Below are 14,136 nucleotides of genomic sequence, written 5' to 3' on the forward strand. Positions count from 1 at the left end.
CGGCACCAGTCGCTAAAACGCACCGGACGCTAAAACGTTAGGTAAGGCGCTAAACCCCACCCAGTGGGGCTGGTGCTAGTCGAGTGCGACCACCAGCCCACCACTGGGCAGGTCTTTAGATGCTCTTTTAAGCATCACGTGCAGGCCGCGCTTACTTTAGACACTGCGCACTGCTGTATATGATGAGAAAGATGATTAGTGACGATCTCTCTGCGCTCGCGTATACGCCCTTCACGCTTGCAGCTGCCCCCGCTACTCCCCGGAATATCACCATTCCGGTGGGGGTCGTCACTACCCTCTTGAGTCTTGTCTGCTGGGCAATCTTTATTCGCGGCATTGTCAACCTGGTGGAAATGATAAAGCTGGGGCAGCCAGACCATACTCGCACGGATCACCCTTGGCGGCGTCTCTGGAACCTACTTAAAGAGTTCCTTGCCCACACCAGGCTTGTTCGCAAACGCCGCACTGTTGCTGTTTCGCACTGGTTTGTGATGGTTGGCTTCATCGTGGGGGCTTTCATTCTCCTTGAGGCCTACATTCAAATGTTTGACCCGGCCGGCGGTTGGCCTGGTATCCATGACCAGCGAGGCTTCCGCGGACTGGTTGAGTTTATTGGTATTACCACTGTTATTGGTGGCCTCTACCTCACTCTTACCCGTATCCATAACAATCCCCACCGGGGCAAAAATAGGCATTCGTCACGCTTCTACCGCTCCAATATGGGAGCCGGCTACTTTGTGGATGCTGTGGTTATCCTTGAGGGCCTTGGCATGCTTGCGGTTAAAGCCGGCCAAATTGCCACCTACCCCGCTTTAGGCGGCGGGGACCCGCACGTTGACTGGATCACCTATAAGGTTGCGCAGTCTCTCCCCGCCAGCCCCACTATGGTGTGCATTCTTGCGGCAGTAAAACTGCTTATCGCTATGCTGTGGCTACTGTTGGTTGGCGTCAACCTGAACTGGGGTGTGGCGTGGCATCGCCTGGGCGCGTTCTTCAATATTTACTTCAAACGTGAATCTGACGGCCGCACCGCGCTGCGTGATATTCACCCCATGCAGAGTGGGGGTACTGTCCTTACCTTTGACAACATCGATCCGGAGAAGGATCTCCTGGGTGCAGGGCGTATTCAGGACTTCACGTGGAAAGACTGGCTCGATTTTTCTGTCTGTACAGAATGCGGTCGCTGCCAGGATCTGTGCCCGGCGTGGAATGCGGGAAAGTCGCTTAACCCGAAGCTCATTATTACTGGGCTGCGTGACGTTGCCCAGGACAGTGCCCCCTACCTGCAGGCTGCCCGTAAAGAAGGCCTTGTTGATTCTGACACCGGCCGTATTGCTGACGATGCTTTCCCACGGCTTGTCGATCTTCTTCCCGCTAAACCTGCGAAAAAACGCGCCCACCAGCGTGCGGAACTAGAACGACTCTCCCACCCCCTGGTGGGCATCAACCCTCACCATGCGGATGCTCAACGTCACCCGGAGCGTATTGGCCTCCTCGATGAAGAGGATCTATGGGCGTGTACTACGTGCGGTGCCTGTGTTGACCAGTGCCCACTCGACATTGAAATTGTCGACCATGTTGAGGATATGCGCCGCCACCAAGTATTGGCCGCCGACAATTATCCCCCGGAGCTCGCCAGTCTCTTCAAGAACCTCCAAAGTAAAGGCAACCCGTGGGGCCAGTCCCCCACTGCCCGGGAAACCTGGATCGACGAGCTGGAGGAAGAGACCGGGTGGCGTGTTCCTGTCTGGGGCAAGGATGTGCATGACTTCGCTGCCGAGGGAATGGAGTACATCTTCTGGGTTGGCTGCGCCGGCGCCTACGAGGATCGCGCTAAAGAAGCCACCAAGGCCACTGCCCTGCTTCTTCACCTGGGGGGCGTGAAATTCTGTGTCCTGGGTAATCAGGAAGCCTGTACGGGGGATTCCGCCCGGCGCGCCGGTAATGAATTCCTCTTCCAGGAGATGGCTAACCGCAATATGGAGCTTCTGGATTCTGTGTTTGGCGATAGCCCTAACCGGAAGATTATTGCTACCTGCGCGCACTGTTTTAACACTCTTAGTAATGAGTATTCCCGCCCCTACACGGTTATTCACCATTCGGTGGTGTTGAACCAGCTGGTGAACCGGCATCGTCTTATCCCCACAACCCCGGTGGAGGGGATAACCACCTACCATGATCCCTGCTATCTGGCGCGTCATAATCACTTCTATAGTCAGCCGCGGGAATTGGTGGAGTCCACTGGTACCCAGGTGACGGAGATGGACCATACTCGTGAGCAGGCCTTCTGTTGTGGCGCGGGCGGGGCCCACTTCTGGATGGAGGAGAAGCCCGGTACACGCATTAACCTCATGCGGGTGGATGAAGCCCTCAGCACGGAGGCCACTACTATTGCTACCTCCTGCCCGTTCTGTGCGGTCATGTTGTCTGACGGTGTGAAGCAGCGCATGACGACGTCGCAGAGTCGGCTGGTGAAGGCGCGGGCGGGGAATACTCGTGTAGCAGATATTTCTATTCTTCTGCTGGAATCTATCCGCCGTGGCGATAAGCTCCCGCAGCCACTGGCTCCTATTCCGGTGGGGGATATTGATCTTACAGCGGAGGCTAATGGTTTTAGCCATACTGCGTCCGTACCGGCTGAGGAAGCAGAAACTGTTAAGGACTACACCGCTACACTGCATGAAAATGAAGTGGAGGAAAACCGTGCAGCAGCCGCCGAGCAGGAGGCTGTGGACGATGTTCTTGCCGAGTTGGAGGAAGAGGCTGTTATTGACGATGCGTCCCTTATTGATGCGGGCGCGTTGACGATTTCCCTGCAAACTGTGGGGCTTCCCCTGCTTGGCTTGATAGAGCGTAGTGATAGTGTCCCCACTGCGCAGGCTCCTGGCCCTGAACCGGTCATAGTACTTCCGAGTTCTTTGGCTACCTATGAGGCTGAAGAGCAGCAGATAGAAAAAGAGCGGAAGGCGGAGAAGGAGAAGCTGGCGCAGCGTAAGGAACGCATTGAGCGTGCCGGCGAGTCTGCTCCCGCTACGGGTAAGCCGTTGGAGGGTAAACCCTCCGTGGGTAAATCCGCAGCAGGTAGTGGCAGTGCTGCTTCCACTGGCGATGCTGTCCTAGGCACAACTCTAGACGCTGGTCTAGATACTGCTCTAGGCACTGCCGTAGATGCTGCCCTGCCGCACGACGAGCAAGGGGACACAGCCGGTAAGGCTAGTACTCCCGGCGAGGTTGACCTGGAGGTACCAGGTTTGGCACTGCTGGGTATGTTGGCCCGTGCAGATGAGATACCTCCCGCTTTACCCCCTATGGTTGCTGTCACTAAAACGATTGTTGCGAAAGCTACTCAGGCCGCGCAGCCCGTCCATATTAATGATGACAACACTGACAATGACGATAACGGCGACGTTGTAGCGGCTTCCGCTTCACCTACCGGTGTGGCTATTCGCCCGGGGGTTTCTGCTCCGCAGGACTTTTCCGCGTTGTCGTAGATTCCTCATATTTTTCGTATGAGCTATCTCTCACCAGCATGAACCAGTAGAAGGCATTCCGCCCCACGGGTGTAGTCTTGCTTTTTATAAAGACCTTGAATAGTAAACAGAAGAGATAACAATGAGCCCTCGCCGCCTCTGCCAGTCGACAAAACTGGAGAATGTCACGTATGACATCCGCGGCCCTGTCCTAGACCGCGCTAATGACCTTGAATCTCAAGGTACTAAAATTCTTAAACTCAATATCGGTAACCCCGGCAAGTTTGGTTTTCTAGCACTCCGGAATGTTACCGACTATATGGGGGAGACGCTTGACGCCGCCGTCGGTTACAGTGATTCGCACGGCACTGTTCAAGCCCGTCAGGCTATTATTAACCGCTATGCCGCTATCCCTGGTTTCCCCACTATTGATATCAATAGTGTCTATACGGGGAATGGTGCTTCTGAGCTAATCACTATGGCGTTGCAGGCGCTGTGCGATCCGGGCGACGAAGTTCTTATTCCGGCACCCGACTATCCTTTGTGGACGGCGTCTACTGCTTTTGCGGGCGGCACCCCCGTCCATTACCTGCTGGATGAGGATAATGACTGGAACCCCAGTTTGGAGGATATTGAGGCCAAGATTACGGATAGAACTAAAGCTATCGTCATCATTGACCCGAATAACCCCACTGGCGCAGTTTTTTCGAAGGAGATTCTGGAGGGTATTGCCGACATTGCCCGGCGCCATGATCTTCTTATCTTCTCCGACGAGATTTATGACCTTATCCTCTACACTGACGCACCCCACTACAGTATCGCGGCACTAGCCCCTGACCTGCTCGTATTCACGTTTAACGGGCTTTCTAAAGGCTATCGTTCATGCGGTTATCGCGCTGGCTGGGTTGTGATTACCGGGCCGAAAGACCACGCCAAGGATTATCTTGCCGGTTTCCATCTGCTTGCGTCTATGCGCCTGTGCTCCAACGTTCCGGGGCAGTACGCCATTGTTGCGGCATTAGAGGGTAAGCAGGATATTCAACTGTTAACCACCTCGGGTGGGCGCCTGTACGAACAACGCCAAACTACTGTGGATACTCTGAACGCTATTCCCGGTGTTTCTGTTATGCCGCCCAAGGGATCCCTGTACGCGTTCCCACGGTTCGATCCCGACCTCTACCCCATTGCCGATGATGAAAAGTTTGCGCTATCTCTCCTGGAGAATGAGCACATTCTTATGACGCAGGGTACCGCATTCAACTACCCCACTCCCGACCACATGCGTATTGTGATGCTGCCGGAGGTGCCAGTGTTGAAAGAAGCCATTGAGCGTTTAGGGAATTTCCTGTCCACCTATCGTGGTTAATGCTCTCGCACTGTGAGCGCTACTAGGTACTACTGAGCGCTACTGAGTACTACTGAGCTATGGGGGAACAGGCGGGGAAGATAACGACATAAAAAGTGGGCTACCGAGATTACATGAATCTCGGTAGCCCACGTGGGGAAAGTGACAAATTATAAGGAAGTGTCAGAGGCAATCATTTAGGCTTTGTTGTCGGCCTTATTGTCTTTGCCTTTGCCACCCTTCTTCTTATTGACACCAGCGTAGATGCCGTAGCCAATGCCGCCAGCTACAACGAGGCAGGCAATAACGATGCCGGTGATAGCACCGCCGGAGAGACCGTCCTTACTGTCCTCCTCCTTGTAGGGATCCTCATCGAGAACCTCCATGCCGGAAGCGTCAGTGGAGCGAGCTGCGGACTTATCGCCCTTCTTGGCGTCCTTCTTGTTGCCCTTCTTGGCGTCCTTCTTCTTATCGCTCTTCTTCTTGTCCTTGCTGGCCTTCTTATCGTTAGCCTTGGCAGGGCCACCGGCACCGCCGGCAGCGTTAACAGCGAGGAGAGTGCCCTTACCGGAGAGAGCCTGGCAGTGCAGCTGAATGTGCTGGGTACCAATAACCTGGGTACCAACAACGTTCTTCATGGTGACGAAGTTCTCGGGGTTGTTGAACTGACCAGCAGCACCTTCCACGGCGGGGTGGACAGTGCCAATCTTGCCGGACTTAGCGGCCTTCATCTTCATAACGATGGTAGGAACGGCCCAGTGAGCGTCCTTGCCGTTGACATCAACGTCGAAGCCGGACATCACGAGGGTCTTACCACCAACGAGGGAGATCTTCGGGGTGCCGATGAGGCGAGCACCCGAGCCCTCAAGGCTGGCGGTAACGAAGGAGGCAGGATCATCAATGGTGAGACGCATAACGACGTTCTCAGCACTCTTAATAACTGCGATAGATTCCTTACCGGGGATCATCTCCGGCTTGTAGTCGACGCGTACCTCGTACTCCTGGCCGGCCTTCACGGAATCGGGGGCGGTAACCGTCATGGTGTCGGTCTTGCCACGAGTCTGGTTGAAGTTCATGGGGGCACCGTTGGTACGGCAGCTGGACTTAATGGTCTTGTTTACGGTAGCGGCTGAGGCAGTGGCTACTGTGAGCGGGGACAAGCCGAGGCTCATGCCTACGGCAGCAGCGAGGGCCAAAGCCTTCTTGGTGATCGTTGAAGTTGACATGCCATTGATTTTACGTAGGTAGAGACAACATGTCCCTGCTATTGCACGTCATCTAGCAGGAAAAATGAGATCTTGCCCACGCAAACCCTATTTTTGGTCTATTATCCAAAAGGATCGCCATTATAGAGTTTGTTGCTCATTCTTTCTTCATAATTCACTCTTTTTTCATGTAACCGCTCTGAACTGCAAGAATTCGCAATATGGTGAAAAAGCTGTCTGATTTGTTCACATGAGGAATTTTTATAACGTCAATAAAAATTTCTATTAATGGTCAATTGTCAAGGGTTTGTGAAAAGCACTACATCTGCCAATTTTGCATTTTTTATTGCCATATACCTCCCCCATACTCCCATTTATGAGGTAACCCTTATTATATTTTCAGTGATCCGCACAACATTCCCCCCGCCTTGTACGATAGAAAGTATCGTATGAGCACAATCAAAGGACACACGCGACATGACATTTGAGGTACTCACTCCGGCCCAAATTGCTGCCGGACACAAAGCCGACCACATTCTCGACACCGTCAAAGCCAGGCCCATCGACTGGAACAACATCGAAGACCCCAAAGACAAAGAAGTATGGGATAAACTCACCGAAAACTTCTGGCTCCCCGAAAAAGTACCACTCTCCAACGATGTAAAGTCCTACAATAATCTCCCCGAAGCGGAGAAGAAGGTCATGCAGAACACCTACGGCATGCTCACCCTTCTGGACACCATCCAGTCCACCGTAGGTGCCACCGCCATGGTGGGCGATGCCCTCACCCCCCACGAGGAAGCCGTCTACTCCAACATTGTGTTCATGGAGTCCGTACACGCTAAGTCCTACTCCTCCATCTTCTCTACCCTCTGCTCCAAGGAAGAAAACGACGCTATCTTCGAGTGGACTGAAAATAATGAGCTGGTGCAGAACCTGGCCCGCATCCAGATGAACTTCTACACCGACATCGACCCCATCAAACGCAAAATTGCCGGCACCATGCTAGAGGGATACCTCTTTTACACTGGCTTCTTCACCCCCTTCTACATGGGCTCCCGCAACAAACTCCCCAACACTGCCGACCTCCTGGGCCTCATCTTCCGCGACGAGCGCGTCCACTGCTACTACACCGGCTACAAGTACCAAAAGATGCTGGAACGCGTCTCCGCCGAAGAACGAGCACACTACAAGGAGATGACATTCGACTACCTCCTTGAACTCACCGCTACAGAGGAAGCCTTCCTCCACGAGCTTTACGACGAGGTCGAGTGGTCCGAACTGGCCATCTCCTACAGCCATTTCAACGCCAACACCACCCTGAAATACCTTGGCTACGAACCTCTCTACCCGAAAGACGTATGCCACGTAGACGCAGGCGTGATGGGCTACATTGCCTCCGACAACATGGAAAACCACGACTTCTTCTCCGGCTCCGGCTCCACCTACATTGTGGGCGAGGTGGAAAACACCACTGATGACGACTGGGACTTCTAGCCAGCAGCCACCCTCGCTTTCAGCCGTCCAATAACTCTGCACTTCCGCATGTCGTGTGCACTAAGAATGGATGCAAGAATAGTTCAAAAATAGTGCAAAAAGAGGGGATCCCGGGAAGTATGACGCTTCCCGGGATCCCCCTTTAGGGCCTCTCTCTATGTAGCCCTTATCTATATGGCGGCTCTAGCTATGAGCACTACGCTATCCACGCCCATCAGTTATGCACTTTATCCATGGGGCAGGGGAAGGACTCATGCACAGTTTCTGGCGCAAGTCCCTTCGTACCCTTGGGGAAAGTGGCCTCCAGTTTGGTGTACACCTGCACACCATACCCACATTGCTGCAGGTCAGAGAGTTTAACAACAACGGGGACGCGATGGTTCTTCCCTTCCGCGCAAGACGGGTTGCAGTCATTAATCACCGCAATACCATTGCCGGTAGCAACCTGCTTACCCCAATCTTGCCAAGAGATTTCTGTTAGGCGGAATGCGCCGGTAGCGCACCCCAGGTAAATCTCGGAGGGGCCGCTGGGGCCTTCCGTGTCTACACAGTTAAGGAAACCAGTAGCACGTACCAGCACTAACGTATCTTCCGGGGTAGCGCCCTGCACCGCATACACTTGGCCACTCTTCCGGTTGAACGTGAGAGTAGCGGGGGTTGTCGATACTTTATTCGGGGCGAACTTCACCGTAACAGCATCGTCGGGAACAAGGCCGGATAGTGTCTTGGGGGTACTCACAACACTACTTCCCGCGTCCCGGGCAATAACCTGGTAAAGCCCATGGTAGAGGGGTCCGTCCAAGCCTGGAACAGTGAGCAGGAGGAGCGCCGCGCGGGACGGCTGTACATCCGGAATAGCTTGGGAGAGAACACCCTCCAACCCGTCCGGGTCCTTCGGCCAAGAGGACAATGCAGCCACGTTAATAGTGGTGCCAGCAATGTCTACCTGCTGAACGCCACGCTTAGTGTAACCGCGTCCCATACCGAAAAGCTTTGGGCTGCCAGCTTTTTCCCACTTCTTCTGGGCTTCTTGGCTATCAAAAGCCAGTTCCCCATCAGAGACCTGCATCTCCACACTACTGGCATCCATAATGGTGCGCTGATTAGTGGTGACGTTATAGATAATGCCGTCTTTATTAAAGTGACGAACCACCTGACGCCGGTGCAACAGTAAGGTCTGGTCCGGGAGTTTCTGCACGTTGACGGCATCATGCCGGGCTTCCGCACCAGCGTTACGCAGCATTGTTTGCGCTTCTGCACGCGGCAACGTTGGAGTATCGGGCACAACCTGCCCCACCCCAACAAGTACCGCCACAGCAGCCGCGGCGGCCGCAATGCCACCGTAGAAACCGCCACGGACGCGACGTCGGCTATCCCGCTTTTCACGCTCAGCAGCCATACTGATAATAATGTGGTGCGATGTTGCGGCGTCTGGTGCGTTGGCTTCATCGTCCAGCACGCGCTGCACCTCAGGTGCCTCAACCGTCATGGAGCTAGAGCCAGCACTGGACGTATCCACAGAAGTAGGCGGCTGTGCAACACCAGCAAGCCCACTATCCTGATGCCCCAGTGCATAGGCACTGTTCTTGCCAAGATTTAGAGCGCCCTGGTGAATATCAATGGGCTCGCCAACAAACTCATCTTCTGAATTACCCTGTGCACTAGCATCGGAACCCGCACTGGCGCCGTCAAGATCAGCGCCGTCAAGATCAGCGCCGGCAAGGTTAACAGAGGTACGACCGGCGATAATATCGTCAAGAAGCTCCATATTGGGCTGCTCGAGGGCACCCTCAGTAACAGTTTCAGAAGGGATAGGGTTAGCTGCGATTAGGCGACGCCACGTTTCTGGATCCGCTTCGTGAAGGGGACGGAAGCGAAGTGGCGCATGGTGTTTCTTCGGGTGAAACATAATTATTGCTCCTCCACAGTGTGTAGTGCTTCCGCGAACCGAGTACGGGCACGATGGAGACGGACACGGGCGGCGGCCGGAGTTACCTGCAATGCGGATGCCAGCTCCACAGTAGTGAGGCCTTCCCACGCGGCAAGGAGAAGAACGTCCCGATCAGAATCGGATAATAAATCTAGGGCTGCTTTAACCCGGGAGCCCTCCGCCACCCCCTCAGCGACGTCAATAGCACTGGCACCGTGCGCGACACTGCTGGGATCCATGATAGTTTCATGGTCCAGACGCCGCGCAGACGTACGAAAGTACTCATTGACAACGTTGTGGGCAACTCCGAAAAACCACGGTAGTGGATCTTCGTGGAGATGCGGCGGAATAGTGTCTCGGGTTTGCCAGACTCGCGTCATAATTACGGACAGTAAATCCTCAACATCATTGCTGGGGATACGGCGGCGCAAATATGCCACGACAGGCTGGTAGGACTGCTGATAAGCAGCTCTAAACCATTCCTCTGTTAGCGTGTCACTCATATGTCTAGTCTACGATCGGAACCTTACGGTTGCGGATACCTTCGCCCTATGTATGTGCCACACAATAAAATTGTTACAGAAGAACGGAAAACAGTGCCGGAAACAGCACCAGAAACACTGCCATGCTTCTACCGCTGCACTTCTATAGCGGCGTGACGGAGCCTTCCTCATCGACGCTAAAATTCTTCCATGCTTGTGACGGGGTGGGGCCGCGCTGCCCCTGATATTTCGACCCCAGTACGGAGGAACCATAGGGATGTGTGGAGGGTGAACTTAAACGGAATACGCACAATTGCCCTACCTTCATGTTGGGGTAGAGCTTAATGGGCAGGTTGGAAACATTGGAGAGTTCCAGGGTGATGTGCCCAGAGAAGCCGGGGTCAATGAACCCTGCAGTGGAGTGCGTCATAAGGCCCAGGCGACCAAGGGAACTCTTCCCCTCCAGCCGACCGGCCAGCTTATCGCTGAGGCTGACGATTTCTTTAGTGGAACCCAGAACGAATTCGCCAGGGTGCAGAATGAAGGAGTCTCCTTCAGTAACTTCTACCAGCGTTGTGAGGTCGGGTTGGGGAACCGCCGGATCGATGTGGGTGTAGCGGGTGGAGTTGAAAACGCGGAAGAGTCCGTCGAGCCGTACATCAATGCTGGAGGGTTGTATGAGGGCTGCATCGTAGGGCTCGAGGGAGAGGTCGCCCGAGCTGATAACTGCGCACAAATCTACGTCTGAAAGAAGCACGTTCCTAGCCTAACCTATCTGCAGAATATTAAAGACGCTGTGGCCAACAATAGCTTTGTGAAAAGGCGGAATTTACTAAAGTGGTCATAATGTAGTTTCCGGAAGAATAGTAGAGGCTGCTAGTCTGGGGGAAGCACTTCTCTGCCGATGTAGTTCAATGGTAGAACATCAGCTTCCCAAGCTGAATACGCGGGTTCGATTCCCGTCATCGGCTCCATTCACGTTTCTGTGGCCGTGCTACGTCTTCCCATGTTCGGGCCGCAGGTTCATACTTAATTTCACAATCGCTATTGTGTCATTCCAGTAATAAGTGCAGCTAGTCCATATACACAGATAGGATTGAGCAGAATGCAGCCCGCACAACGGTTAAGCCAGAACGGTAAGTATGCATTAGCTGCATTCCAGCTTATTCTTATTGCCGCGGCCATGGTGGTGTTCTTCCCCTTCAACGCGGAGAACCCCGGCTACCATATTGACTTCGACGTCTACTGGACCGGTACTCGTTTCTTCCTCAACGGTGGCTATATCTACGGCAAAATTCCTCTTCTGCACCATGGCACTAGCCTGCCTTTTACATATCCGCCAGTAGCACTGTTGGTCTTTGTACCCTTCGCTATTCTCCCGTACCAGCTCAGTTCCATTCTGTTTAGTTTGGTTTCTCTTCTCGCTCTGTATGTGGTGGCGCGCTACACTTTTACAGCTGTCCGCAGCTATGGTGTGATGGTTGAGGATAAGCCCTGGCACAATGTTTTTCTGTGGGTCGCCATTATTGTGGCCCTGTTTACTGCGCCAGTTCGCTTCACTTTTCTTTTTGGGCAGATCAATCTTCTGCTGATGATGCTGGTCACTATTGACTGCTGTACATCTCGCCGTCGCTGGTGGACGGGAATGCTGGTGGGGTTGACCATCTCCATCAAGCTCACCCCCATGGTGTTCCTCCTGTATTTTGTCTGCCGCCGCGACTGGAAATCTGTGGGAATGACACTCGGTTCTTTCCTGGTGTACAACCTTTTTGCGCTTCTTGTTATGCCTAGTACAACACGGTTGTACTGGACGAAGATTATTCGAGATAGTGAACGCATTGGTGCTTACCACTACTGCAGAAACCAGTCTATTAACGGGGCGCTTGCCCGCTTCGGGCTGCATGATTCCTCCCGCAGCACAGTGTGGTTTATTGTTGCTCTTATTGTGGGATTACTCATCGCTGTTATTGTGTGGCAGCTTGTGAAAGCCCAACAGTATTTCGCTGCTCTTATGCTGAACGGTATTGCTGCTAACCTCTGCTCCCCCATTTCCTGGGACCATCACTGGACATGGATTGTGCCGCTTGTCATTCTGTTGGGTGTGTGGGCATGGAAGAAAATCCCCACTTCCTCTACCCAGTGGGTATGGTGGACGCTTACCGGCCTCGGTGCGCTTATTCTTTTCACTGACCCGTTAAGGTTCCTCCCGATGAATGGCGATAAGGAACTATCCTGGACCCCCATCCAGCACTTTTTTGGAGAGTCCTACACTCTGTGGAGTCTCCTGACTATCATTGCCCTACTTGCTGTACGGCCCTTCTCTCGGCTTACCAATACGCCCCGTACCATCAAAAAAACATCCGAAAAAGCGCCTGTGTTACTACAGTAAAACTATGCGTTTTGGAAAAACCTCGCTTCGGTTACTACGCTCTTCCCGCCGCCGCATAAGAACTGGCACCGTCAGCACTCGTACTGCAAACATCTACACTGCGCATATCTACACTGCGGCCATTTGTACGGCAGCTATCTGCATTGCCACTATCTGTGGCGTCGGCCTCACCGGGTGTACGCACCATGATGATGCCCCGTCCTCCTCTACTAATGCTGCAACAAAAAACATTCCCGATAGCGTCAACATCACCTGCGAGCACTTCAACGCACTGAAACCAGAAGAGCAGAAAAAAGCTGCTGATACACTACTCAATAGCTACAATTCAGCCGGAAAACTAGCATCTGACCAGGCGCAATCTCACCAAGATTTTCATCTTGAAGGAAAACTTTCCGCATCGTCGCAGACGGAATCTCCCTCTTTCCTCAACCTCGCACGGCATACGTGTGCCCTCCCCGACAATAAGAGTGTTCGGCTGCTTACAGCGATGGGTTTCAACTAGGGTTCACATATTTTCTATAGAATCGGGCTTAGACAGTTCCGGACGATTCTCGTAAAGGAGACCCTTCATGACTGCCACAGACCGTGTTGTTCTTATTGCCTATGATGGTTCCCGCCAGGCAAAACGAGCAGTATCCATTGTCTCCACATTCATTCACGAGGAACGCGTCATCCTCCTCACCGCCTGGCAGGCTGTACAGATGCAGGCCACGCGTGCTTCCAGTATGGGTGGTTTAGTCCAGCCGGATTGGAACTCCGAAAAAATGGTGGAGGATCCCGGCCTTACAGACGCCCGGAATTTCGCCTTTGAAGGCGAAAAACTCGCCCGGGAAAACGGCATTACCCATACTGAAAGTTACCTGGTGGAATACACCACCAGCGTGTGGAATGCCATCACCAAGGCTGCTGACGAACTTGATGCTGATCTTATTGTCACTGGCACGCATGGCCGTACTGGATTCCAGGAACTCATGCACCCCTCCGTGGCGGATCGCGTGTTGAAACACGGGCACCGCCCAGTCCTTATTGTTCCGCCCGAAGCATAGGAATGAAGCAGGTAAAGCAGGAATACTGAAGCATAAGGAATACTACGGTACGACATGTCGCAAAGAGCACTACGCTCCGTTAATGGTGCCCTGGGTTGGGTCACACTGTGGTGTATTGCTATTACCTCAGCACTCCTCTGGCCACTTTTCACAAACGGATACCTGCTGACGCGTGGCGGAGTATCCACACCGCACTCCTACATCACTCCCTCCGCACTGGGAATTGGCGATACCCTGTCATGCTCAGTTCCCCAAGACACGTTTATTGCTATCGTTTCCCACTTCATGGATGGCGGCCTGGCAGTAAAAATTCTTCTCTTCCTCGCTCTTATCTTCGCAGGTTTAGGCGCCGCCGGATTGGGGTGGTATTTTCTTTTCCCCGCCACACGTGGCCAAGCCCTCACCCAGGGACTTGCGGCCGCCACCTTCGGCATCTGGAACCCCTTCGTGGTAGAGCGTCTCCTGCAAGGACACTGGTCACTTCTTTTGTGTTACGGTGCGCTCCCCTGGATAGCCCTTACCGGAACAATGGTGATGTCCACCGGCCACTACACACGCCTCACTGCCTGGGCCGCATTAACCGCATCAATGGCACTAGCCGGGTTTACCCCCACTGGAGCCATTATGGGCATCCTCTTTGCCCTACTTTCAGTGGGGCTTCCGAAACGTCCCATTGATGTTTCTGAACTACGCCTAGCCATTGACCACACCTCCACCCCGCTAAAGTATTGGCAGTGACTCCTTACCATACTGGGGATCGATCTACTCGTTA

General features: G+C 53.6%; 11 protein-coding genes and 1 tRNA gene. 8 read left to right on the forward strand and 4 right to left on the reverse strand.

The window, feature by feature from the left end; genetic code table 11:
- Window positions 1-191 precede the first annotated feature (191 nt).
- Complete coding sequence (locus QZV76_RS04645; protein WP_290598667.1) at window positions 192-3,491, forward strand: (Fe-S)-binding protein; 3,300 nt, start codon at window positions 192-194, stop codon at window positions 3,489-3,491.
- Window positions 3,492-3,612: 121 nt separating this feature from the next.
- A complete protein-coding gene (locus QZV76_RS04650) occupies window positions 3,613-4,836 on the forward strand; it encodes a pyridoxal phosphate-dependent aminotransferase (protein WP_290598668.1) in 1,224 nt (407 codons plus the stop codon).
- Between the two features lie 176 nt (window positions 4,837-5,012).
- Here QZV76_RS04650 and QZV76_RS04655 read toward each other — a convergent pair whose 3' ends face one another.
- Window positions 5,013-6,041, reverse strand: coding sequence for a hypothetical protein (locus tag QZV76_RS04655; RefSeq protein ID WP_290598669.1), 1,029 nt, complete (start codon window positions 6,039-6,041; stop codon window positions 5,013-5,015).
- 456 nt (window positions 6,042-6,497) lie between these two features.
- Here QZV76_RS04655 and nrdF point away from each other — a divergent pair, with 456 nt between their 5' ends.
- Window positions 6,498-7,517 carry a class 1b ribonucleoside-diphosphate reductase subunit beta gene (gene nrdF, locus QZV76_RS04660; protein WP_290598670.1) on the forward strand — a complete coding sequence of 340 codons (1,020 nt, stop codon included), beginning with the start codon at window positions 6,498-6,500 and terminating at the stop codon, window positions 7,515-7,517.
- Window positions 7,518-7,731: 214 nt separating this feature from the next.
- Here nrdF and QZV76_RS04665 read toward each other — a convergent pair whose 3' ends face one another.
- From QZV76_RS04665 to dcd, 3 genes are all read right to left on the reverse strand, one after another.
- Window positions 7,732-9,426 carry a hypothetical protein gene (locus tag QZV76_RS04665; protein WP_290598671.1) on the reverse strand — a complete coding sequence of 565 codons (1,695 nt, stop codon included), beginning with the start codon at window positions 9,424-9,426 and terminating at the stop codon, window positions 7,732-7,734.
- 2 nt (window positions 9,427-9,428) lie between these two features.
- Window positions 9,429-9,950, reverse strand: a complete 522-nt coding sequence (locus tag QZV76_RS04670) for a sigma-70 family RNA polymerase sigma factor (protein ID WP_290598672.1) — start codon at window positions 9,948-9,950, stop codon at window positions 9,429-9,431.
- Between the two features lie 142 nt (window positions 9,951-10,092).
- Complete coding sequence (gene dcd, locus QZV76_RS04675) at window positions 10,093-10,686, reverse strand: dCTP deaminase (RefSeq protein ID WP_290598673.1); 594 nt, start codon at window positions 10,684-10,686, stop codon at window positions 10,093-10,095.
- A gap of 143 nt (window positions 10,687-10,829) precedes the next feature.
- Here dcd and QZV76_RS04680 point away from each other — a divergent pair.
- From QZV76_RS04680 to QZV76_RS04700, 5 genes are all read left to right on the forward strand, one after another.
- Window positions 10,830-10,903: transfer RNA gene (locus tag QZV76_RS04680), tRNA-Gly, on the forward strand.
- Between the two features lie 131 nt (window positions 10,904-11,034).
- Complete coding sequence (locus QZV76_RS04685; protein ID WP_290598674.1) at window positions 11,035-12,318, forward strand: glycosyltransferase 87 family protein; 1,284 nt, start codon at window positions 11,035-11,037, stop codon at window positions 12,316-12,318.
- A gap of 4 nt (window positions 12,319-12,322) precedes the next feature.
- On the forward strand, window positions 12,323-12,820 hold the full coding sequence (locus QZV76_RS04690; protein WP_290598675.1) for a hypothetical protein: 498 nt from the start codon (window positions 12,323-12,325) through the stop codon (window positions 12,818-12,820).
- A 67-nt stretch (window positions 12,821-12,887) separates the two neighbouring features.
- Window positions 12,888-13,364, forward strand: coding sequence for a universal stress protein (locus tag QZV76_RS04695; protein ID WP_290598676.1), 477 nt, complete (start codon window positions 12,888-12,890; stop codon window positions 13,362-13,364).
- Between the two features lie 54 nt (window positions 13,365-13,418).
- Window positions 13,419-14,102 (forward strand): hypothetical protein, encoded by a 684-nt coding sequence (locus tag QZV76_RS04700; protein WP_290598677.1) that lies wholly within the window; start codon window positions 13,419-13,421, stop codon window positions 14,100-14,102.
- The last annotated feature ends 34 nt before the right edge of the window (window positions 14,103-14,136 follow it).

The organism is Lawsonella sp. (assembly GCF_011525565.1).
Lineage (GTDB): Bacteria > Actinomycetota > Actinomycetes > Mycobacteriales > Mycobacteriaceae > Lawsonella > Lawsonella clevelandensis_A.

Coding starts and splice junctions, on each gene's coding strand:
- QZV76_RS04650 (WP_290598668.1), top strand. CDS start 3,613: ATGAGCCCTCGCCGCCTCTGCCAGTCGACAAAACTGGAGAATGTCACG.
- QZV76_RS04700 (WP_290598677.1), top strand. CDS start 13,419: ATGTCGCAAAGAGCACTACGCTCCGTTAATGGTGCCCTGGGTTGGGTC.
- QZV76_RS04685 (WP_290598674.1), top strand. CDS start 11,035: ATGCAGCCCGCACAACGGTTAAGCCAGAACGGTAAGTATGCATTAGCT.
- QZV76_RS04695 (WP_290598676.1), top strand. CDS start 12,888: ATGACTGCCACAGACCGTGTTGTTCTTATTGCCTATGATGGTTCCCGC.
- QZV76_RS04645 (WP_290598667.1), top strand. CDS start 192: ATGATTAGTGACGATCTCTCTGCGCTCGCGTATACGCCCTTCACGCTT.
- QZV76_RS04665 (WP_290598671.1), bottom strand. CDS start 9,426: ATGTTTCACCCGAAGAAACACCATGCGCCACTTCGCTTCCGTCCCCTT.
- nrdF (WP_290598670.1), top strand. CDS start 6,498: ATGACATTTGAGGTACTCACTCCGGCCCAAATTGCTGCCGGACACAAA.
- QZV76_RS04655 (WP_290598669.1), bottom strand. CDS start 6,041: ATGTCAACTTCAACGATCACCAAGAAGGCTTTGGCCCTCGCTGCTGCC.
- QZV76_RS04690 (WP_290598675.1), top strand. CDS start 12,323: ATGCGTTTTGGAAAAACCTCGCTTCGGTTACTACGCTCTTCCCGCCGC.
- QZV76_RS04670 (WP_290598672.1), bottom strand. CDS start 9,950: ATGAGTGACACGCTAACAGAGGAATGGTTTAGAGCTGCTTATCAGCAG.